A 21,217-nucleotide genomic window follows, 5' to 3' on the forward strand; every position below is an offset into this window, starting at 1 on the left:
CTCTCCTTGGGAGAGAGGGAACGGGAGAGAGGCATTGTTAATTATTAATTATTAATTGAAAATGAAAGTTTTATATACTCTATTCTTCGCCACTACGCTCAGCCTCTTCTCTTGCGAGAAGAACGATACGCCGAGCAACAACCCTATTACTTATGGCGAAACTTATTTGAAAATAGACATCAGCACCGATAAGGCGGCCTACACCCCTGGTAGCACGGTGCGCTTCACCTTGGCGAGTATGCCTTCTGGTTCCTACAAAGTGCGCTACTCTCACTTAGGCGAAATCATTAAAGAAGAAGCTCTTACCTCCACCTCTTGGCAATGGGTAACCCCTGCCGATGACTACCGAGGTTATTTGGTGGAAATATACCAAGAAGTTGGCGGTAAACAAAATACTTACGGCAGTATCGCTGTGGATGTCTCTTCCGATTGGACAAAATTTCCTCGTTATGGCTTCTTGTCCTCTTACGGTAAAAACGAGCCTATCGAGAAGAATATCGACTTTATGAACCGGTGTCATATCAACGGCATTCAGTTCTACGACTGGATGTACGACCATCACAAACCGCTGGCTGGCACCCCTCAAAACCCTGCTACTGAGTGGCCAGACCTCTTCAAACGTCCCACTTTTCTTTCTACTGTACGTGGCTATATCAGCGCTGCTCATAGCAAGGGTATGAAAGCGATGTTCTACAACTTGGCTTTTGGGGCGCTCAAAAATGCCGAAGCCGATGGCGTTGCTAAAGAGTGGTTTCTCTACAAAGACAATCAGCATAAAGAGAAAGATGCGCACGTGTTAGGCGACTTCGCCCGCAGTAGTATCTATCTCACTAACCCTGGCAATGCGCACTGGCAAAACTACTTAGCAGGACGCAACAGCGATGTCTATGCCGTTTTTGGTTTCGATGGCTATCATATCGACCAACTCGGAGGGCGTGGCACGGTGTACGATTACAATGGCAATAGCGTAGACCTCTTGCCTCAATACGCTTCGTTTATCAATGCGATGAAAAACGCACACCCCGATAAACGCCTTGTGATGAATGCGGTAGGGCAATACGGTCAAACTGAAATAGCAGGTACCAATAAAGTGGATTTTCTGTATACCGAAGTATGGGACGAAAAAACCTACGACCAGTTAGCTCGCATTATCCTCGATAACTACAATCGTAGCAACAACCAACTTAAAACGGTGTTGGCTGCCTATATGGATTATGAAAAATCTAAGAATGCAGGTTTTGTAAACGAACCTGGCGTATTGCTCGCCAATGCTGTGATTTTTGCCTTTGGAGGGGCTCATTTAGAGATAGGCGAACACTACCTCGCCAATGAGTATTTCCCTAACAAAAACCTTCAAATGAAAGCCGACCTCAAAAAAGCGCTTATCACCTACTACGATTTCTTGGTGGCTTACCAAAACCTCTTGCGCGATGGCGGTAGTTATACCTCAGCGCAAGTAACTGCCGAAAATGCAACCATAGTGGCTTGGCCTGCTGCCAAAGACCAAATTGCCTGTGTGAGCAAAAAGGTGAATAGCAAAGAAGTGGTACACCTCATCAATTTCAACGGGGTAACCTCTATGGACTGGCGTGATACCAATGGTACTCAAAAGAAACCTACTACAGTAACCGACCTTAAAACTACCGTTGCTGTAACCGCACAACCCAAAAAAGTGTGGTTCGCCAGCCCCGACCTCTTTGGCGGAGCTCCTCGTGCCGTAGAATTTACTTATAACAACAACCAAATTACCTTCACCCTCCCCTCCCTTACCTATTGGGATATGGTGGTGATAGAGTATTAATCCCCTCCCCAACCCCTCCCCCAAGGGGAGGGGCTTGTAGGACAGCATCGCTAGACTTTGCCAAAGTTTTAATTGCTCGTCGTGCTACGACCTTTGGCAAAGTTGATTACCCTGATTATCAATAATTTTTGAAGTATGTTATGTAGGAAAGCCAGCGATAGCTGGGTATGTGCTGCAAACGCCCATTCAAATAAAACTTTTCGGACACCCTCTATAAATTTGCTAATTATCGTTATAGTTTTTCTTTCTTTAAAACCTCTAAAACAGTATAGTGAGGTAGATATGTCTCATCTTGATAGGGTTCTCGGTTAAGAATTTTTTGTTCGCGAAGTACTTTTACAGTATAGCGATAACCCGTTTCATAAGTGTCGAATTTTAAATATTCTTTAGCGAGCCTAAAAGTATTGTTAGATTCAGTAACACTGTAACATTCTGTTTTGAAGTTGCCTGCACCCATTTGAAGAGTACATTCCTCTAAATGTCCATCAATCACAAAAGTGTGATAGCTCTTTTGAATTTCAAATTCAGGTTTTTCTTTTTTACAAGAAAGCAAAAACAACAAGGCAATAAGTGTGTAAAAAATAGGAATTTTTCATAAGGAATAGATTTTAAATTCGAGACAAAGATACTGTTTTATTTCTATAAATACAATTTTAATCTTTATTTTCAGAGATTATCCCCTTCACTTTTAAGAATTGTCCCCTTTCGGGGAAACCAGCGAAGACTCATAACTGAATATGTACACCACAATTGTGAGTAAGTGAATAAGGGGACAATCCACAAATTAGAAAATTAAAAATGCCTATATGGCTCATACCAAATTTGCTAATTTGCTAATTAATAAATTTGCTAATTTATGAGATTTCTTACTTTCATAACAATAACTATCCTCTCCTGTGCTACAGCAGTAGCGCAGGAGTTATTTTCGCCTAACAAAGCACTGAAACTCTCTTTTTCGCTCAGCGCAGAAGGCACACCTACCTATTCGCTTTTTTACAAGGGAAAAGAAGTAGTTAAACCGAGTAGATTAGGCATTGAACTATTTAGCTCCAATGAAGTGAAGTTTGGCGCTGAAATCACCAAAAAAGAGGGGGTAAACACCTCTCTCTACCATAACTTTGAAGTGGTGAATACCCAAAATACAACCGTTGATGAAACTTGGCAACCCGTATGGGGCGAAAGCCAAAACATTCGCAACCACTACAACGAGCTATTGGTGAGCCTCAAACAGAAGGATACCCACCGAGAGATGAACCTGCGTTTTAGATTGTTTGACGACGGATTGGGCCTCCGCTATGAGTTCCCCGAACAAAAGCAAATGCCTTACTTTGTGATTAAAGAAGAACGCACCGAGTTTGCAATGACGGGTGATCACCAAGCGTGGTGGATACCAGGGGATTATGATACCCAAGAGTACGACTACCAGCAATCGCGCCTCTCTGAAATACGCGCTATCAACCAAAAAGGGCGTCAGGCAAATTTAGCACAAACAGGCTTTTCGGATACGGGTGTACAAACTGCTTTGATGCTCAAAACTGACGATGGTCTGTACATCAACCTGCACGAAGCTGCTTTGGTGAACTACGGAGCGATGCACCTCAATCTGAATGACAAGACCTTCGTGTTCCAATCGTGGATTACCCCCGATGCCAATGGTGCCAAAGGTTATATGCAAACTCCTGCCCAAACACCTTGGCGCACGGTAATTGTTAGCGATGATGCCCGCGATATTTTAGCTTCCGATATCACCCTCAACCTTAACGAACCTTGCGCTTTGGCTGATACCTCTTGGATTCACCCGATGAAGTACGTAGGGGTATGGTGGGAAATGATTACTGGTATGAAAGAATGGTCGTATACTTACGATGTGCCCAGTGTGCATATCGGTAAAACCGATTACACTACCCTCAAACCCCACGGCAAGCACGGGGCTACTACCGAAAATGTGAAGAAATATATTGACTTTGCTGCCGAAAACGGTTTTGATGGCGTACTGGTAGAAGGTTGGAACATCGGGTGGGAAGATTGGTTTGGACACTCTAAAGATTTGGTATTCGACTTCCAAACACCTTACCCCGATTTTGATATCGAAGCTATTCACCAATACGCCAAAAGCAAAGGAATTAAGATGATTATGCACCACGAAACTTCCTCGTCTATCCGCAACTACGAGCGTTTTATGGATAAAGCCTATCAGCTGATGAACAAATACGAATACCCTGCCGTAAAAAGCGGTTATGTAGGGAATATTATTCCGCGAGGCGAAAACCATTACAGTCAGTGGGTGAACAATCACTACCTTTATGCTATTAAAAAAGCTGCCGACTACCGCATTATGGTGAATGCGCACGAAGCTGTGCGCCCTACGGGTTTGTGTCGTACCTATCCTAACCTCATAGGCAACGAGTCAGCGCGCGGAGGTGAGTACCAAGCCTTTGGCGGTAGCAAGCCCAATCACGTGTGCGTGTTGCCCTTCACCCGCCTTATTGGCGGACCAATGGACTATACCCCTGGCGTGTTTGAAATGGACATTAGCAAGAACAACCCCAACAACCATTCACACTGCAATGCCACTTTGGCAAACCAATTGGCATTGTATGTAACGATGAGCAGTCCGCTGCAAATGGCATCCGACCTGCCAGAGAACTACCGCCGTTTTCCCGATGCTTTTCAGTTTATCAAAGAGGTTGCCCTCGATTGGAGCGAAAGCCACTATTTAGAAGCCGAACCAGGGGCTTATATCACTGTGGCACGCAAAGCCAAAAGCACTCGCAATTGGTTTATAGGCAATACAGCTGGCAAGGATTTTACCTCCAAGATTCATTTCAGTTTCTTAGAGCCCAAAACTACTTATGTAGCCCCTATCTACGCCGATGCCAAAGATGCCAACTACCAAACCAATCCGCAAGCCTATACCATTCAAAAAGTATTGGTAACCAACAAGAGCAAACTCACCCTGCACTCAGTAGCAGGCGGGGGTTATGCCATTAGCTTGTACCCCCTCACCGATAAGGTACAAGCCAAAGGATTAAAAAAACGATAGCAATTACAGTAATATAATAGTGAAAAAAAAGCTGCTAAGCGACGTGCTTAGCAGCTTTTAAATGTTAATTTTTTGTGAAAATTCTTTTTCTGTTGTACTTTTGGCACGCTGTTGAAAGTCGGCAGTGCTGGATGTAAAGCTAGCAAGGTCTTTACACAATAAAAAAAGAGATATGCAAATAAAACTGTACTTTAAATGCAAATCCCTTATTTTAATTATTAAATTTTCTTTAAAGAAATTTAGGTTATTGTAAGGTGAATGGGTGGAGGTGGTCAGACCTCCACCCTATCTCTTTTTTATTTTATGGGGCAAAGATAATACATTTTTTTGTAACCACCAAACAAATTTACAAATTTGCCAATTGGCAAATTTGCTAATTTCCTAATTTTCCTTACTTTTGCCTCTGAAAATTAATGTTTGAAAATGAAGTACAAAAGCCTTATCATAACCCTCCTACTACTCCCCTACTGCGCTTTGGCGCAAATGGCGCAAAATCAAACGCTCATTCACAACCTCACTGCACTTATCAAACAGAAAGATAACTACACCCAGCAAAAAGAACGCAAAATAAAAGAAACTATCGACTTGTTACGAGTACCCAAAGCCTCTGCTGAGCAACGTTATGCTATCAATCAACGCCTCTTCGACGAGTTTAAAACTTATATATCCGACTCGGCGGTGTACTACGTGAAAGAGAATATCCGCATCGCTGAAGAACTCCAAAAAACCGACCTCCAAAACGATTCCCGCCTTTCCCTCGCCTCTCTCTACATCATTTCGGGCAACTACTTAGATGCTGCCGACCTGCTCAGGGCTATTGATAAAGAACAACTGCAAAAACCTCAGCTCATTCAGTACTACAACTGCTATCTCAACCTCTACAACAACTACGCTTTCAACAACCCCGATGCCAAAACCTATATCGCCAAAAGCAATGCTTACCGCGACCTCCTCCTCAATTTAGTCGATAAGAATTCCACTCACTATATCCTTCTCTATGCCGGTGTGCTTACCGATGCCGGCAGGTATGACGAAGCCGAAAAACTCCTCCTCGACCGCTTCGCCCTAATGCACACCGATGAACACGAAAAAGCCGTATTAGGCTATGTGCTCGGCACGCTCTACAAAAAGAAAAAGAATGTCCCTAAACAAATAGAATACTTTGCTATTTCGGCGAGTTGCGACATCAAAGATGCTATTAAAGAAAACGCCTCGATGCTCGAACTTGCTTCAGCGCTTTTTCAATTAGGCGAAGTAGAGAATGCTTACACTTGTATCAAATCGGCGATGGAAGACGCTACTTTTTGCAATGCTCAACTGCGTTCCGATGAGGTGATGAAGATTTTCCCCATTATCGAAAAAGCCTATCAGGAACGCATTCACAGTCAGAATACCAAACTGCGCAACGCCTTGCTGTTAGTAGGGTTGTTTGCCGTTTTCCTCATTATTGCCGTAGTATTGGTTACCCGCCAAATGAAGCGCATCGCCAAAATACGCAAGGAACTCTACCACAAAAACCAAGATTTAGAGCAACTCAACGAACACCTGCGCGAGGTAGTAACCCAACTCAACGAAAGCAACGAAGTAAAAGAAGCCTATATAGGCGAGTTTTTCAACTTGTGTTCGGTGTACATCAGCAAATTAGAAAAATATCAAAAAATGCTTACCAAAAAAGCAAAAGACCGCAATTGGGACGAACTCAACAAAGTGCTCCGCTCTACCGAGATGATAGAGCAAGAGCTGAAAGAGTTCTACAAGCTGTTCGACGATATTTTCTTGCATCTATTCCCCCACTTTATCACCGAGTTCAACGCTCTATTAGCCGAAGACGAGCGTTTTGCCCCCAAACCTCACGAAATGACCCCCGAGTTGCGCATCTTTGCCCTTATCCGCTTAGGTATCACCGATAGTTCTAAAATAGCCACTTTCTTGCACTATTCCACCAATACGATTTACAACTATCGCACCCGTGTGCGCAACAAAGCTATCGTACCGAGAGAAAATTTTGAAGAAATGGTAATGAAAATTGGGAAACGCTAACGAAAAAAACAAGCTATTTTATTGCCAATCATTTTCTTTTTTGTAATTTTGTAGCGATAAAATAAAAACAAATGACTTACACAATCACCATAGACAATAGTCCGCAAGCTTTATCATTTATAGAATTCGTTAAGAATCTTGATTTTGTGTCGATTACTAAAACTAAAAAAAAATAGTACAAAATCAAATGTTGTACTTAATGAACAAAAAGAACTCAAAAAACGTTTTTTTAAGGGGTTAAAAGAGGCTGACGACATACGTACTGGCAAAAAAGAAGCTATTGATTTAGACGAATTGCTCAATGAACTATAAACTCCCAAAAATTAACACTTGTGAACCCCTACAACAATTATTTACATATACGCTTATTACCAATTTTATTCATCAGTTGTTGTCTATTTAGCGGCTGTGAATATTTTTCATCCTCTCCTGCCCATGAAGAGACAAGTAAAACAGCTGATGAGATTTATACAGAAGAGAAGAATTCAGCTGAGAATATAAACTCTGAAGATGAAAAAATAGGCAATCCTATTGATTATAAAACACCTACTATCAAGAAAGTGTTTGTTACCACTCGTGATGGCATTGAGTTTTACGAAGGAGCTGATGATAAAAGTACTCGTCTTGGCAAACTACCTTACGGAGAAAAAGTGGAGGTCATAGAAGAACTTATGTATTGGTACGCTATAAAGTATAACATTCAAAGGGAATACAAGACGCCTAGTGGAAATAATGTAACTATGTGGCAATGGGAAAAGGTTTTTATAAAGCAAGAGCAAACTGGCGATATTAGCCAGATTAAACTCAATTACAAAGACCTGATTACTACTGAAGACAAGAAACCACTAAAGAAAATAAGCATTCGCTTTGTGACTAAAGACGAATATCTCACCGAAAAAGCCAACGCTGTTGATTTTTTAGATACTACCAATGTCATCAAACCGGTAAAAGGAAAACTACGATTGCCTTGCGAAGAATGCAAACAAAAATATATTACTTATCTTGATAGTCTTCATTCTTATATGGGTGAAATACCTCCTCTAAACCAATATCTTATTAGTGCTATGTACTATGATAGTTGGGGGTGTGCCTTGGTTGATAAAACCACAGGTAGAAAACTTATCTTATCTGGCTATCCTTATATCACCCCCGATAAACAGCATTTTATAACCCTTGATGATATTGATCCAGAAAAAGTTATGGAGTTTTCACTTTATAATGTTGATGAAACAAATAAAATAAAGAAAGTATTTTCAACTACTTTTACTGAATGGATTGTTATGTATGATAAAGAGGAAAAAGTAGAAAGGTTTATGGGTAGTAATGGAAAACTATATGCCAAAGTTTTTTACGCATATATTAGTCTATTTGAAGATATAGATAAATACAACCAATATGGACAGTACATCTGTATCAGCCTTAAATAATAAATGTGACTCAATTAATAAACAAATGAAAAAAATAGTAGTAACCGGTGGATTGGGCTTTATAGGCTCTCACACTGTAGTAGAATTGCAAAACGCTGGCTTTGACGTGGTTATTATCGATAACCTTTCCAATGCCCAAGAAAGCGTGTTAGAACACATTACTAAAATCACTGGCAAAAAGCCTCTCTTCGAGAAATTCGACCTGCGTGATAAAGCTGATGTACAAGATTTCTTCAAACGTCATCGCGATGTACAAGGACTCATACACTTCGCTGCCTCTAAAGCAGTAGGCGAAAGCGTGGAAAAACCGCTTTTATACTACGAAAACAACCTCACTTCATTGGTATATCTGTTGCAAGAACTCAGTAAGTTGCCTAAATCACACTTCATTTTCAGTTCGTCTTGTACCGTATATGGTCAGGCGGACGAGTTGCCTATTACTGAGAGCGCTCCTGTGAAAAAAGCCGAATCGCCTTATGGTAACACCAAGCAAATCAGTGAGGAGATTATTGCCGACACTTGTAAGGTTACCCCTTCACTCAACGCGATTGCCTTGCGCTACTTTAATCCTATTGGGGCACACCCTTCAGCCGAAATAGGCGAACTCCCCTTAGGCGTACCTCAAAATTTAGTGCCTTATATCACCCAAACGGCTATAGGTTTGCGCGAGAAACTCTCCGTTTTTGGCGGCGACTACCCTACCCCCGATGGCACTTGTATTCGCGATTATATTCACGTAGTGGATTTGGCTAAAGCCCACGTAATTGCGCTTCAACGTTTGTTAGAAAGCAAGAATACTGAAAACTATGAAGTTTTCAATATAGGAACTGGCAAAGGTAGTACTGTTTTGGAAGTAATCCAAAGTTTTGAACGTGTATCGGGCAAGAAATTGAACTACCAAATTGTAGGACGTCGTGCTGGTGATATCACCGCTGCTTATGCTAATACCGATAAAGCCAACAAGGTACTCGGTTGGAAAGCCCAAAGCTCTTTGGACGATGCGATGCGCTCGGCTTGGCAATGGGAACAGAAAGTGAGAAGTAAAAAGTAAAGCCCAGCAGGGTCTCACAGCTGGGTATATGGTGAAAAGTTTAAAAAAATGGCTGTTCAGGCGAGGACTGAACAGCCATTGTTGTTTAAAGGTTTAAATTTTTCAACTCCTGCTCTACATCAATATTGAGGATATGATAAAGCGTTTTGCGCGAAATAAAGAATTTAGGATAGATAAACTCTCGCCAAATTACCGTAATAGGGATATAACGCGCATCGTGAGCGTTGAACTCATTCATTACCGCTTGGTAGCGCAGTAGTTGGTTGCGACGGCAAGTCTCCCGACTCCCGTTGCCTTTAGATTTCATTGTTGTTTTCATTATATCAGATTGTTGTTGTTGCTTGTTCTGTTAAAATAATTGAACTTGTTTACATTAAAAAAGGCGGCGATCTATTCATCATTTTTACGATTTATTAACCCTGCAAAAATATAGACTTTCTCTCTAATAAACAAATGTTTTTAGAGTTTTTTTCTAAAAATATTAGAGCAGGAACGTAAATCCTTAACCCTCAATTTATCAGAATTTTTAATTAACAAAACACTTTTCACTTCTTGTGTATCCCAACAAAAATCCCCTCGTATGTAAAATACAAGGGGATTTTTGTTTCTTATATCATCAACTAAATAGCTCAGAATGTGTGCCTATTCTGTTTAGTGTGATCAACTTTTCTTCTTCGTATTGCTTCCAAATCAATAGCAAATCAGGTTCTATATGGCACTCCATACAACCTTTATAATTTCCGGTTAGTAAAAATATCATTTAGCATTTCCTTTGCGTTGGTATAGCCTTTTACAAGTCCTTTTTTATATTTTGCTACTAACATATCGCCTTCTTCAATAGCTTCAATGGTTTTTTTGTTGGGTACATACTCCTCAATAGGTTCAGCTACTATATTCACTGGCTCTACAATCACATTGTACTTCTTGAAAAGAGACTCAAAAATAGGCACTTCTGCCTCAGGAATACTTACATTGTAATTTATCATATTATAATTTGTAGTTCTCATATCTTTCTATTTTTTGGCAAATGTACAATTATTTTTGTGATTAACAATCTTTTATCGCTTCAAAATGCGCCTTCAATCGGTGTTTTCCTACTTTTAGAGGGGTTACTGAATCCATTGCCATTACAGTGAAAACAAACTCTACAGTACCATAAGCGCTCTTTGGCATCAAATATTTGCCTATTTTCAAAATAAAACGCCGTAACCAGTCGGGTGAATAGCTTATTTTCACAGGTTTGTGCAACACTTCAAAAGCCAAACGCGCAATTTCGGTATGCGTAAAGACCTCAGCACCCCCTACGTTCACTTCTTTTTCAGCACTTTCTAATTGTGCCACGCACACTTCGGCTAAATCTTCGCCGTGAATGGGGTTCATTGTGTATTGTCCTTTGCCAAACAAACGCACTTTTCCCCCTTTTGCCATCTTTAAAAAGTTACCCATATCGCTGTAAAAACCACTGGGTCGCACAATACAATAGTCTATCCCACTGACTTTAAGGGCATCGACAAAGCGTTCTTTGGCAGCCCCAATGGCGATATGTCGCATCATTTCACCTTTGAATACCGATACGTACACAAATTTCTGCACGCCTTCGCGCAAAGCCTCATCGAGGAGGTTTTTGTTGGCTCCATAATCCACTTGTTCGTAGGTAAGTCCGTCCTTTTGTTGGGTAATCCCTACGGTCGAAATTACTTGGCTCACCCCTTTGCATACACCTTGTAAGGCTTGGGGTTGGGTTACTTCGGCTTCTACCACTTCCAATAGCGGATGAGTGAGTAGGGCGGGTGCTATTTTTGCCTTATTGCGCACCACAATACGGGTAGGGTATTCTTTTTTTAGGAGCTCAGCTAATATAAACTGACCCAAATAGCCGGTTGCTCCTGCTAATAATATCTTTTCTGTTTTCATTGGGTTAATCTTCTTCTGCTAAGTCTAAAAAGTCTTCAAAATATTCCTCAAAAGAATCAAACATAGGAGTAGGTTTGTCTATTTCAAATTCCCCTTTATCATTGCAAAATACCTCTGCTTCGAAGACCTTCGCATCTTTTAGGCGTACCCCATTAGAAACTTTATATAAGGTTAGGAACTCGTCCACCTCGTAATGTAGTACGATAAAATCCTCTGAGAGATGTAAATCGTCTCTTAGTTGTTTAGTTAGTTCCACAATAGGATAAGATATACTGTCTTTTTCTTTGTAAATACCATTGATATACACATCGCCATAGTTGCAGGAACCACATTCTGAAAGAAAATTTACATATACTTCAGGAAGCAATATGCCCAATTCCTCTTCTATATGCTTAATTTCTTCAGCATTAGCCCCTAGAGAATACTCAAATTCTCCACTCTGTTTTAATCGTTTTAGATAATATCTATCAGCTGATGAATTTATAGATTCAAAAAACGCCTTTAACCGATGTTTGCCTACTTGCATAGGAGCTACAACATCCATGGCCATAATGGTAAGGACAAATTCCATAGCACCATAGATACTTTTAGGGAGGAGGTATTTGCCCATTTTTAGGATCAAACGCCGTACCCAGTCAGGCAAATAAATTATATTGGCAGGTTTATGGAGTACCTCAAAAGCCAAATGAGCCATCTCCGTTTGTGTAAAAATCTCAGCTCCTCCTACATTGACTTCCCGTTCGTAACGCTCCAATTGGGCGACACAGACCTCAGCCAAGTCTTCCCCATGAATGGGATTCATGGTATATTGTCCTTTGCCAAATAGGTGTATTATGTCCTTCTTATCCATTTTGAAAAATAGAGTCATATAACTATAGAAAACGCTGGGGCGTATGATACAATAGTCTAATCCACTAGCCTTAAGAGCATCAACAAAACGTTCTTTAGCGGCTCCAATGGCTATATGTCGCATGGCTTCTCCTTTGAATACGGATACATATATGAACTTACGTACTCCTTCGCGTAAGGCTTCATCAAGTAGGTTCTTGTTGGCTTGGAAGTCTACCTGCTCATAGGTAAGTCCATCTTTTTGGCGGGTAATCCCTACAGTTGAAATCACCTTATGCACCCCTTTACATACTCCTTGTAGGGTGTCAGGCTGGGTTACTTCGGCTTCTACGACTTCCAATAGCGGGTGCGTGAGTAAGGCGGGTGCTATTTTTGCCTTATTGCGCACCACAATACGGGTAGGGTATTCTTTTTTTAGGAGCTCAGCCAGTATATACTGACCTAAATAGCCGGTCGCTCCTGCTAATAATATTTTTTCTGTTTTCATTTGTTAATTAAACAACTTGTGTTTCTTAATTTCTTTTCCTTTTCTCAGCAGATAAGCGTGGTAGCTACTCGGGATATCGTTCTGCCATTTGGGTAGTAACAAAATGATAAGAATGACGTCCAATTGCGAGAAAAGTCCCCAATAGACCGCCAAGAGCAAGGGGAAACCTCCGTAACCAAAGCCGATGAGCGAGATAAAAGCTACTAATAAGCATACGCCCCACAGTTTGGAAAGAAAAGCGTGTGTACAAGTTTCTTTGCCAAATCGCCAAAAACTCACCCCATAGCAGAGTCCTTCCATTACAAAAAGGGCAATAATTTCATACCGATAGGCAGCTATCAAAGTGGGATTGAGGTGATAACAAGCCACGCCCACGCACAGCCAAAAAATCAAATCTGTTTGGCTATCCATTCGCCGCATTGCCACGGTGCAGACCCCCATATAGCGCGCAATAATCCCATCGAAGATATCCGACAATAGTCCTAAAACGATAAAAACTACTATCCATAGTCTTGTGGTGGGTTCTTCTACCTTATACGCCACCCACAGAATAGTAGGGGCTAACAAAAACCGAAATAATATCAGTAGATAGGGGGATTTTTTTAATAGTGTTTTCATTATTCAAATACGATTTTGCCAATAGAAATCTTTTGTATTAGTATGTTGCATTTTTAAATATTACCCTTTACCATAGACTTGTTTTGTATTTTTCTTTATAAAAAGTATTGAATAAGACGAAGAACTCATCCAAAGCCCTTTCTTCAGTTTCAAATTTATAATAAAGGATATTAGCCCAACCCATAGTATTATTAATCTTATATTTCTTTCTTAGCCATTCATAAAATTCTGTGTATAAGACACTAGCTTTTACATCTTCCTTGGTATCACGATAATGCCAGCCATTAACAAAGGCTTCAAAACAAAATATGCTATGTTTCCTAATATATAGTTCAGGAATAGGCTTGATAAGTTTTATAAGATCTATAATAGTCATATTGAAAATAGTTTTTGTTTCTGTGTGTTATATTAGGTATAAAGTCTAAAGGATTTCTCTCACTGACTCGCGCCTGTGGGGGTAATAGAGCTACAAGCTCTTGGGATGATAGGCACGAGCTACAAGCTCGCATCAGCGGGGTAATTTTTTTAATAGTGTTTTCATTATTCAAATACGATTTTTCCTACCAATCTTGCCCCTTCATAGACCTCCATTTCTTCTAGTTCGTCCAAAATATATTGCGGGGCGTGCTCAAATAAAAATCTGACTTTGCACAAAGCACTATACATTCCTTCTTTTATAGGCTCGTCAAAGGTAATTACGATACTCCAATGAGGCTGCTCCAATTGCGCAATATGAGTGGTAGGATAATAGACTTTACATATAGGTGGGTGCTGTCGTCCGCCTTCTTCTTGGGTGAGAAAATGAATAATACCCGCTCTTTCTTTCTTCATAATCACAATATAATTTAGTACTACAAAAGTAGTTTGTTATTAGATAAAAAAACGCACATAGCTTACTGTAATTCTTTTACTCTAAGAGAATCTATATACAGTTCAAGTTTCTTACTATTGTAAAAATCTATACATTTCATAATTGTTAGATATCTTTTCTCTCCATTATCATCTGCGGGGTAGGCTTCATACTCTTTTTTATGCCATTCCTTTACAAGATTGTCAAAAGATAGGTCATTTTTTAGTAGGTTTGTATCCAATCCTCCGTAAGTAATATAATCCTCTCTACTTCTATCTATGAACAAAGAGTATAAATTGGGGGTTTCTTTTACAATTTGTTCATATTCGTATTCCATACAATTACAAAAAGCAATGTTTTTTAGAATTAATAGCTTGTCTTCCTTGTTTTTTATCTTTTTCTGTAAAGCGGGGTGTCATAATAAATATCATCCGTTTTTGTTGCTGCTGTGCAATATTTTTCATCACTTGCTTTATATCTCTTCTCTAATACTACACGAACAGAATCTAAGTATTTTTTAAGTGCCTTACTATTGTAGAAATCTAAACACTTCATATAAGTAGGATAGCGTTTAGGACTTCCTTTCTCTTGAAAGGTTTTATAATAGGGTTTACTTAACCAATTTTCAACGAGCTTATCAAGGGTAGGATTTGCTACTATCCACTCTATATCGAGATGCTCACTACACTGAAGATATCCACCTGTAGTAGCATCAGGTATCAATTTGTAAGTATTGGGTTCCTTCTTTTTTATACCGAACACTCCTTGTCCTAAACATTTGCAAAAAGCTACATTTTAAGCATCAACAAATCATCTTCTAATGTTTTATCTTTCTTCATTGTCAATACTTCATTGTCAATTTCTTCCTCTTGCTTTATTTCCTTTGTTTGAGCAGAAGAGGTTTGGGAGGAAGTTTCCTTTAGCAACTTCCCTTCACTATTTTGTTTATTATTACAACAAAACAAAAAACTCGATAACAATATAAATAAAAAGTATTTCATATAATTTTAATTTGTTTATATCTATTAGTTTATTTTACTCTGCTTGGCAGCTTGAAGGGGTAATAGAATATTGTAAATTTGTAATAGAGTTACAAGCTCTTAGGATGATGGGCACGAGCTACAAGAAACGCGCCAGCGGGGGTTAAAGTCGCTGAATACCTGCAAGCGAGTATGTGACTCGCGTCAGCGGGGGTGGCCGTTTGCAAAACGCCCCTACATAACATACTACAAAAGCTCTTGATAATCAGAGTAATCATCTTTGCCAAAGGTCGTAGCACGACAAGCAATTAAAACTTTGGCAAAGTGTAGCGACGCAAAAGCGATTTTGAGTCTTTTTTTGACAGCGCCAGCGGGGGATACATTACTCATCTGATATGTGCTTTATTCCTTTTTTATCAATTTTACAACACCATTTCACTTGTTTATAAAGTGGATTGATGCATTCTGTGACAAAACCACTTGCAACAATATCATCTCTATTATTTTGTTCATCATAATCAGGCTCAAAAATATCTATTTCTAAACCTTCTTTTAATAAAATTTCATTACCTTCATTATCTATTATCATATCTGATTGAGATAACAATATTTTGAAGTCATCAATTATTTCATTAAAGTTTACTTCTATTTTTGGTTTCATATTATTTATTTTTTATACATCTTTATCTTTTAAGTCCAAGATAAAAATGTTGCTTATTTCCTTCGCTGGCGCGATCGTGTTGCTCATACGCTTATAATTAGGCTTTAGTTATTTTGCATTGAGCTACTTGGCAGCTTGAGGGGTATTTATTTCTTAAAAGAAACAATATCTTTTTCTTCTAACCATATAGACTCATCATTAGTAGTTATTTCTCCTGTATTGGCATTTATCCAAATACCAAAAACTGCTACCTTTTGCATAACTAAATTCTGAAAAGAATATACATAATGATCATCAATAATTAGGGTTGGAGAAAGAAGCGTTTCATCATAATCTAAATCCTTGCTTTTTTTATTGTTATATAAATATTTGACATATAAATCATTAGCTTCTTTAACACTAATTTTATAATTCTTTTCTTGAACAATTTCCTTAGAGTATAGGAAAACTTTATGGCTTTTTAAGTAATTCTCACTTGAATTACAAGCAAATAATAAAGTAATAAGTGATATAGTAATAATTAGTCTTTGTAATTTCATAAATCTTTCGTTTTTGTTTAATTGTATTATAATGTTCTGTTCATTCTTCTGCATTGTATAGCTTGGCAGGTTGAGGAGGTAATAGAATATTGTAAATTTACAATAGAGCTGCAAGCTCTTGGGATGATAAGCACGAGCTAAAGTCACTGAAACCTGCAAGCAAGTATGTGACTCGCGCCAGCTGGGGTTTTCATTAGTTTATTTTAATTCTTTTTCTCCTATTATTCATCCTTAATGATGTAAGTTCTACCTCTATCATTAAACAGTTTATAGTGCAAATTCTTATTACTATAGAGTTTCAGGTGAGCAAAAACCTCCATAGTTTCTGTAGGAGTACTAAAATAAGTTGTAAGCAATTTTAGGTTAGTGTTTCTTTCTCTATAATCACTTATATTAAAAGTAACCCCATCTATTACCAAATCGTAGTAAAAATCTTTGTTATCATAGCTCGTATATTGCGGTTGTATGCCTTTACGTTGCTCACTATCAAGCTTGGTAGACTCCCATTCTTCAAAATTCATAAAGCTTTTTACTTTATTTTTAGAGATAAGACCTCGCAAAAAACCTTCTTCATCACGTTCTTCATATTTTCTGTTAAATGGAAGAAAAAAATAGTACCACTCGTTGTCTTTGCTAAAAATAACCTTCAAGTCATTTAACTGTCTATTCTCAGGTTCTTTTCGGTATATATAGACTTCATCATCAATAAAAAAAGCATCAGTTGTTTGTTTCATTTCTTCAAAAAAAGCTTCACTTTCACTGTCATTCCACTCTGCCGATTCTTTTAAAAAAGTTATAGGTTTAGGTACAGTATCACCATCAATAGCCCAAGTAAGGTATTTGTTATTACGCGAGTCAAAGTAACAACTCTTCATCACATCATTTGCGTAATATCCTTGCCTAATGTAGTATTCGGCAATGAGGTTGCCATAAGTATCATATTTATAGAGTCTTTCAGCTCCTTCTATCAAGATAAGCTCATTTTTATCATTCAAGAAAACAACAGTAGTCGTACTACCATACCCAGGACCTTCGCGTTTAGAAAGAAAGCTAATAGTCTTGCCTTGTTTATGATAAGGTGCACTACTAAACAAGTTATTATAGTTCTTGTATTTCTTTGGAGTTATCTTATCCGAATAATAATCTATGATATCATTATGAAATAAATCAAACAACGAAATAGCTGTAAATAGTACAACTGTGGCCAAGCCCCAGCGTGCCCATTTGTAATACAAACTAAAGTAGGTAAAGAACAGAAATGCTATAACGATACTCACTGCCGATGCAAGAATAAAAATATAAATAGCCCCCCACCCCCCTTCAAAAATAAACATTAAGGAGGCAATTAGCATTATAGCAAATATAACAAAAAAGACTACTATAGCTGGCTTTTCAGGATTTGGTTTTGCGTTCATATAATTGATATTGAATATTTTGAGATGTTAGACTAAGTGCATATTAACTAATGTTAGAAAATAAGGTGTTTTTGCTCTACAAAAGTAGGTATTTATTCACTAATAACCAAATTCTTCCCTTTTCACTCAGGGCGTTCACATTTAAAAGCCTAACCCCCGTTCCCCCTTCCCGAAAGGAAGGGGGCAATCCGCAAAAGTAACTTTTTAAAGAGAAAACATCTAATATTCCCTACTATTTTTTGTAGTTTATTAATAAAGTATAAACCTATTATCTTAAATGCAAATGCCGTGCTTTTCACTCTTCACTAAAAAACAATCGTCTTTCTTTAACTAATATATAGCCCATTAGTAGGGCGAATAAGCCTGTTTGTATCAGTTTGCTGTCGGGGTGGGTGGCAAAGATTTCGTTAGAAACATTGGCTACCAAATGAAACAATATGGCTACTAGTACATTGCGCCCTGATTTGTAATACAGCCAGTTGATGATAAACACAAAGGCAAACAGACTCACAAAAAAGTTGGCCGTATAAATCCACCCTTCCGCTTGTATGTTGCTTTGGTAATAATCTTTTACAAAGAACAAAGGCAAATGCCATAACCCCCAATATACGGTAAAGATAACCGACGAGGTAAAAAGCGTCCACCTGCTACGCAAAGCATCAGTGCCGTAAGTATGCCAAGCTAATTCTTCGAACACCGGTGCCAAACATAGCACAAACCAAGCATTGAAAGGCGCTGAACTGAAACTAGGCTCTCCTGAAATGTAAAACTGGTCGAGACTATGCCCTAAATCGAGCGAAAGTAGTTGTGCCACCACAATGGAAAGGGGTGGAAACAAGAGGGTAATCCAAAAATAGCGGTTGGTGAGCAATTTTCTGCCTACAAAACGCCCTTTGAGGTCGGATAAGAGCTCCTTATTGCCTACAAAGAGGTAGGTAGCCACGCCCATAGGAGATAACAAGCCTGCCAATTCAAAAAAGCCTGTCCAAAAAGCATTAGGTGCTTTTGGCTGGTGACTCCAATAAGCCACCACAAACCACAATACCCAAGGAATCACAAGGGAAAGGGTAAAAAACAAAATAGGGTGATTATATTTTTTCATTTTATTTAGATAAGAGGTAAGAGATAAGAAGTTAGAATTCTATTTTATAACTGATATTAGGGATCACCAAAGTAGCTTTGCTGAGTTCTATCTGTCCGGTTTGGTAATTGTAATTATGGTCGATATAGATAGGAGCCCCGAGTACATTCTTCATTTGGAAAGAGAACACGCTACTACTCTTGTGGTGGTTGATGCGGTAATTCACAGTAAGGTCGGCGTATGTAAGAGTGCGGAATTGCTCGCTAAAAGCCCGACTTTCATCGTATATCACACGTTTTTGGGCTAATGATTGGCTTTCTAAAATCGGACTGTAACGCTCACCTCCGGTTACACTCACACGCGCATTCACATCGAGCACCTTGCGGTTATTGGCAAAATAGAACTCTTTACCAAAGAGGGCATTCAGTACAAAACCCTTGTTATAGCGCGTATTACGCCACACATTATCCCCCGCTTTATATTCGGATTTGAAGATAGACCCCGTAATGAGATAGTAATAATTATCGCCCAAAAAGCGCTCCAAAGTAAGGTCGATACCATAATTGCGCCCTTTGGTATTATTCACGAGTGCTTTGTTGAGATACAACGCCCGTCGCAAATTGATAAGCGAATAGCTGGTACCCTCTTCCCCTGGGATATTCCACAGATATTGATAATAGGCTTCGGCTTTGAAACGCAATTTATCGGTAAGCATCCAGTCGTAACCCAATACAAAATGATGTGCATCGCTCAGCTTCAAATCCTTATTCACAGCTACGCCCCCTACTTCTATCATATACACATTCAAATCTTCTCCTTGAGAGTGTTTGCCATAGCCGAAACTCAAACTGTGTTTGTCGGAAAGTTTCCAAGCCAATCCTGCTCTACTTTCAAGAGAGAGTTCTTTACTCAAACCAAAGTAGTGAGTGCGCAACCCTACGTTAGCCAAAAGTGAAGGTGATAGCTGGTATTTGAGTTGGGCATAGCCCTCAGTAAGGTTGGTACTACCCGCTGAATTGACGATGCGCGCATAAGTGGAAGGCACATAATCCTGTGCAGCGCTGAGGTTATACTTGTAGAAAAGTTGTTTGCTGGTGAGTCCCACCTTCAAAGTAGCCAAAGGAGAAAACTTATGAGTGAGCGAGGTCGCCAAAGTGAGTGTGCCGTTTTGTTTTTTAAGTCGGCTATCGGGGGTGAATACTGAAGCATCATCGGAAAGATAATCGGTGCTAATACGGTCGTCAGTACCCGAAAAAGCGATGTGTGATTCTACAAAACTACGCTCGCCAGCGGTGATTTGGTGGCGCAACCCTACTGTACCCACGTAAGTATCCCAATTGTTATTCACGCGGTCGATATCGGTTTTCCAGTTGGCAGGAGCACTCAAAGCATCTTTATGAGTGTTGTCAATCCCTCCGATACCCCAAAGAGAGAATGTACCTGCTTTTTCAGTAGGGAAATTCAATTTAAAGGAAAGGTCTTGGTACTTAATACGCTGACCGGTTTTGTTGATTTTCAAATCGCTGAGTAATCCCAAAGTAGAATAGCGATAGTTGAAGAGATAAGAAGCCCCTTTGGCACGTGAAAGCGGACCCTCAGAAGCAAAATCGAGTCCTAATACGCCCACTTGTGCCGTATGCTCGTAGCGGGAAGTGTTACCTGTGCGCATTTTCACATCAAAAACAGCAGCGAGCGCATTGCCATACTCGGCAGGGAAAGCCCCTGTAAGAAAATCGGAATTGCCAATCACCTGATTGCTAAAAAGCGTCACTAATCCGCCCCCGATGACATTTCCGCCAGAAAAATGCTGAGGCGAAGGGATTTCCACACCTTCCAATCGCCATTGTACGTCTTGCGGAGCATTACCGCGCACGACAATAGAGTTGTCCTGCAAATTACCCGTAGAGACCCCCGCAAAGGCAGACGCCAAACGCGCAGGGTCACTAAGTCCGCCGGCATAGCGCTGTGTTTCCTCTACCGAAAAGGTGCGGGCACTCACGGTAGCCATTGCATTGAGGGCTTTCTCCTTGCGGATACCCGCTACTACTTCCACGCCTTCAAGCTCAGTGGCAGCTTCTTTAAGAGCGATGCTGAGCACGACTTCTTTGGCTGAAGTAATGAGTACCTCAGGAATCACGCGGCTCTCATAACCTATATAAGAAATTTCCAAACTCACCCTTCCTAAGGGGAGGTTAGTAATCGAAAAGTTTCCCGCCTCATCGGTAGTTGTCCCGATAACAGGTTGAAAGTTCTGCACCACTATGGTAGCCCCGATGAGTGGTTCGTGAGTGCTTTGGTCGTAAATAGTACCCCTAAGTGTTTGGGTAATATCTTGCGAATGTGCTACAAGCGGAAGCACTAAAAAAAGGGCGATGTTCAAAAAGGTTTTCATTGCGTAATACTTTTAAAATTCTGGGGCAAAAGTACGGCGCAAAAAGGGGTGCATCGCCCAAGCGTGAGG

General features: G+C 39.7%; 22 protein-coding genes and 1 pseudogene. 5 read left to right on the forward strand and 18 right to left on the reverse strand.

Annotated elements, in window-relative coordinates; translation table 11 throughout:
- The first annotated feature begins 61 nt into the window (after positions 1–61).
- Positions 62–1,801, forward strand: a complete 1,740-nt coding sequence (locus tag HMPREF9073_RS10860; protein ID WP_009413805.1) for a glycoside hydrolase family 66 protein — start codon at positions 62–64, stop codon at positions 1,799–1,801.
- 232 nt (positions 1,802–2,033) lie between these two features.
- On the opposite strand, the gene HMPREF9073_RS10865 is transcribed toward HMPREF9073_RS10860, so the two are convergent.
- Positions 2,034–2,354, reverse strand: a complete 321-nt coding sequence (locus HMPREF9073_RS10865; RefSeq protein WP_009413806.1) for a hypothetical protein — start codon at positions 2,352–2,354, stop codon at positions 2,034–2,036.
- Between the two features lie 303 nt (positions 2,355–2,657).
- Between HMPREF9073_RS10865 and HMPREF9073_RS10870 the strand changes: the two genes are divergently transcribed.
- The 4 genes from HMPREF9073_RS10870 (at position 2,658) to galE (ending at position 9,362) form a co-directional block, all read left to right on the forward strand.
- The gene (locus HMPREF9073_RS10870; protein WP_009413807.1) at positions 2,658–4,844 is read left to right on the forward strand and encodes a glycoside hydrolase family 97 protein; all 2,187 of its coding nucleotides are present in this window, start codon (positions 2,658–2,660) and stop codon (positions 4,842–4,844) included.
- Positions 4,845–5,267: 423 nt separating this feature from the next.
- Positions 5,268–6,884: a DUF6377 domain-containing protein gene (locus HMPREF9073_RS10875; RefSeq protein WP_009413810.1), complete on the forward strand. Its 1,617-nt coding sequence runs from the start codon at positions 5,268–5,270 to the stop codon at positions 6,882–6,884.
- A gap of 332 nt (positions 6,885–7,216) precedes the next feature.
- On the forward strand, positions 7,217–8,311 hold the full coding sequence (locus tag HMPREF9073_RS10885; protein ID WP_009413812.1) for an SH3 domain-containing protein: 1,095 nt from the start codon (positions 7,217–7,219) through the stop codon (positions 8,309–8,311).
- Between the two features lie 25 nt (positions 8,312–8,336).
- Positions 8,337–9,362, forward strand: coding sequence for a UDP-glucose 4-epimerase GalE (gene galE / locus HMPREF9073_RS10890; RefSeq protein WP_034555827.1), 1,026 nt, complete (start codon positions 8,337–8,339; stop codon positions 9,360–9,362).
- Between the two features lie 85 nt (positions 9,363–9,447).
- Here the strand turns inward: galE and HMPREF9073_RS10895 are convergent, their stop codons facing one another.
- From HMPREF9073_RS10895 to HMPREF9073_RS10960, 17 genes and pseudogenes are all read right to left on the reverse strand, one after another.
- Entirely contained in the window at positions 9,448–9,681 is a 234-nt protein-coding gene (locus HMPREF9073_RS10895; protein WP_002679563.1) for a hypothetical protein, read from the reverse strand.
- Between the two features lie 297 nt (positions 9,682–9,978).
- Positions 9,979–10,113, reverse strand: a pseudogene (locus HMPREF9073_RS15540) (type II toxin-antitoxin system YafQ family toxin); the annotation flags it as partial.
- Positions 10,094–10,369, reverse strand: coding sequence for a hypothetical protein (locus tag HMPREF9073_RS10900; protein ID WP_009413815.1), 276 nt, complete (start codon positions 10,367–10,369; stop codon positions 10,094–10,096). The gene HMPREF9073_RS10900 and the pseudogene HMPREF9073_RS15540, both read right to left, overlap by 20 nt.
- Before the next feature lie 40 nt (positions 10,370–10,409).
- Positions 10,410–11,276, reverse strand: a complete 867-nt coding sequence (locus HMPREF9073_RS10905) for an NAD(P)H-binding protein (RefSeq protein ID WP_009413816.1) — start codon at positions 11,274–11,276, stop codon at positions 10,410–10,412.
- Positions 11,277–11,280: 4 nt separating this feature from the next.
- Positions 11,281–12,612, reverse strand: a complete 1,332-nt coding sequence (locus tag HMPREF9073_RS10910) for an NAD(P)H-binding protein (RefSeq protein WP_009413817.1) — start codon at positions 12,610–12,612, stop codon at positions 11,281–11,283.
- Between the two features lie 3 nt (positions 12,613–12,615).
- Positions 12,616–13,230, reverse strand: coding sequence for a CDP-alcohol phosphatidyltransferase family protein (locus HMPREF9073_RS10915; protein WP_009413818.1), 615 nt, complete (start codon positions 13,228–13,230; stop codon positions 12,616–12,618).
- Positions 13,231–13,297: 67 nt separating this feature from the next.
- Entirely contained in the window at positions 13,298–13,606 is a 309-nt protein-coding gene (locus tag HMPREF9073_RS10920; protein ID WP_009413819.1) for a hypothetical protein, read from the reverse strand.
- Positions 13,607–13,770: 164 nt separating this feature from the next.
- Complete coding sequence (locus tag HMPREF9073_RS10925) at positions 13,771–14,061, reverse strand: hypothetical protein (protein WP_009413820.1); 291 nt, start codon at positions 14,059–14,061, stop codon at positions 13,771–13,773.
- A 62-nt stretch (positions 14,062–14,123) separates the two neighbouring features.
- A complete protein-coding gene (locus HMPREF9073_RS10930; protein ID WP_009413821.1) occupies positions 14,124–14,417 on the reverse strand; it encodes a hypothetical protein in 294 nt (97 codons plus the stop codon).
- Positions 14,418–14,470: 53 nt separating this feature from the next.
- Complete coding sequence (locus HMPREF9073_RS10935; protein ID WP_009413822.1) at positions 14,471–14,842, reverse strand: T6SS amidase immunity protein Tai4 family protein; 372 nt, start codon at positions 14,840–14,842, stop codon at positions 14,471–14,473.
- Between the two features lie 26 nt (positions 14,843–14,868).
- On the reverse strand, positions 14,869–15,081 hold the full coding sequence (locus HMPREF9073_RS15740; RefSeq protein ID WP_009413823.1) for a hypothetical protein: 213 nt from the start codon (positions 15,079–15,081) through the stop codon (positions 14,869–14,871).
- Positions 15,082–15,306: 225 nt separating this feature from the next.
- Positions 15,307–15,450 carry a hypothetical protein gene (locus tag HMPREF9073_RS15745; RefSeq protein WP_009413825.1) on the reverse strand — a complete coding sequence of 48 codons (144 nt, stop codon included), beginning with the start codon at positions 15,448–15,450 and terminating at the stop codon, positions 15,307–15,309.
- Positions 15,443–15,721, reverse strand: a complete 279-nt coding sequence (locus HMPREF9073_RS10940; protein ID WP_009413826.1) for a hypothetical protein — start codon at positions 15,719–15,721, stop codon at positions 15,443–15,445. The genes HMPREF9073_RS15745 and HMPREF9073_RS10940 overlap by 8 nt, the downstream gene beginning before the upstream one ends.
- A gap of 146 nt (positions 15,722–15,867) precedes the next feature.
- Positions 15,868–16,260: a hypothetical protein gene (locus HMPREF9073_RS10945; protein WP_157453521.1), complete on the reverse strand. Its 393-nt coding sequence runs from the start codon at positions 16,258–16,260 to the stop codon at positions 15,868–15,870.
- Positions 16,261–16,481: 221 nt separating this feature from the next.
- Complete coding sequence (locus HMPREF9073_RS10950) at positions 16,482–17,675, reverse strand: NADH-quinone oxidoreductase subunit J (RefSeq protein WP_009413828.1); 1,194 nt, start codon at positions 17,673–17,675, stop codon at positions 16,482–16,484.
- Between the two features lie 295 nt (positions 17,676–17,970).
- Entirely contained in the window at positions 17,971–18,777 is an 807-nt protein-coding gene (locus HMPREF9073_RS10955; RefSeq protein ID WP_009413829.1) for a CPBP family intramembrane glutamic endopeptidase, read from the reverse strand.
- 31 nt (positions 18,778–18,808) lie between these two features.
- Positions 18,809–21,148, reverse strand: coding sequence for a TonB-dependent receptor (locus HMPREF9073_RS10960; RefSeq protein WP_009413830.1), 2,340 nt, complete (start codon positions 21,146–21,148; stop codon positions 18,809–18,811).
- Positions 21,149–21,217: the final 69 nt, after the last annotated feature.

The organism is Capnocytophaga sp. oral taxon 326 str. F0382, from assembly GCF_000318295.1.
In the GTDB taxonomy this organism is placed as follows: domain Bacteria; phylum Bacteroidota; class Bacteroidia; order Flavobacteriales; family Flavobacteriaceae; genus Capnocytophaga; species Capnocytophaga periodontitidis.

Coding starts and splice junctions, on each gene's coding strand:
- HMPREF9073_RS10960 (WP_009413830.1), bottom strand. CDS start 21,148: ATGAAAACCTTTTTGAACATCGCCCTTTTTTTAGTGCTTCCGCTTGTA.
- HMPREF9073_RS10930 (WP_009413821.1), bottom strand. CDS start 14,417: ATGGAATACGAATATGAACAAATTGTAAAAGAAACCCCCAATTTATAC.
- HMPREF9073_RS15740 (WP_009413823.1), bottom strand. CDS start 15,081: ATGAAATACTTTTTATTTATATTGTTATCGAGTTTTTTGTTTTGTTGT.
- HMPREF9073_RS10925 (WP_009413820.1), bottom strand. CDS start 14,061: ATGAAGAAAGAAAGAGCGGGTATTATTCATTTTCTCACCCAAGAAGAA.
- HMPREF9073_RS10950 (WP_009413828.1), bottom strand. CDS start 17,675: ATGAACGCAAAACCAAATCCTGAAAAGCCAGCTATAGTAGTCTTTTTT.
- HMPREF9073_RS10915 (WP_009413818.1), bottom strand. CDS start 13,230: ATGAAAACACTATTAAAAAAATCCCCCTATCTACTGATATTATTTCGG.
- HMPREF9073_RS10860 (WP_009413805.1), top strand. CDS start 62: ATGAAAGTTTTATATACTCTATTCTTCGCCACTACGCTCAGCCTCTTC.
- HMPREF9073_RS10955 (WP_009413829.1), bottom strand. CDS start 18,777: ATGAAAAAATATAATCACCCTATTTTGTTTTTTACCCTTTCCCTTGTG.
- HMPREF9073_RS10895 (WP_002679563.1), bottom strand. CDS start 9,681: ATGAAAACAACAATGAAATCTAAAGGCAACGGGAGTCGGGAGACTTGC.
- HMPREF9073_RS15745 (WP_009413825.1), bottom strand. CDS start 15,450: ATGAGTAATGTATCCCCCGCTGGCGCTGTCAAAAAAAGACTCAAAATC.
- HMPREF9073_RS10900 (WP_009413815.1), bottom strand. CDS start 10,369: ATGAGAACTACAAATTATAATATGATAAATTACAATGTAAGTATTCCT.
- HMPREF9073_RS10870 (WP_009413807.1), top strand. CDS start 2,658: ATGAGATTTCTTACTTTCATAACAATAACTATCCTCTCCTGTGCTACA.
- HMPREF9073_RS10945 (WP_157453521.1), bottom strand. CDS start 16,260: ATGAAATTACAAAGACTAATTATTACTATATCACTTATTACTTTATTA.
- HMPREF9073_RS10910 (WP_009413817.1), bottom strand. CDS start 12,612: ATGAAAACAGAAAAAATATTATTAGCAGGAGCGACCGGCTATTTAGGT.
- HMPREF9073_RS10875 (WP_009413810.1), top strand. CDS start 5,268: ATGAAGTACAAAAGCCTTATCATAACCCTCCTACTACTCCCCTACTGC.
- galE (WP_034555827.1), top strand. CDS start 8,337: ATGAAAAAAATAGTAGTAACCGGTGGATTGGGCTTTATAGGCTCTCAC.
- HMPREF9073_RS10920 (WP_009413819.1), bottom strand. CDS start 13,606: ATGACTATTATAGATCTTATAAAACTTATCAAGCCTATTCCTGAACTA.
- HMPREF9073_RS10940 (WP_009413826.1), bottom strand. CDS start 15,721: ATGAAACCAAAAATAGAAGTAAACTTTAATGAAATAATTGATGACTTC.
- HMPREF9073_RS10905 (WP_009413816.1), bottom strand. CDS start 11,276: ATGAAAACAGAAAAGATATTATTAGCAGGAGCAACCGGCTATTTGGGT.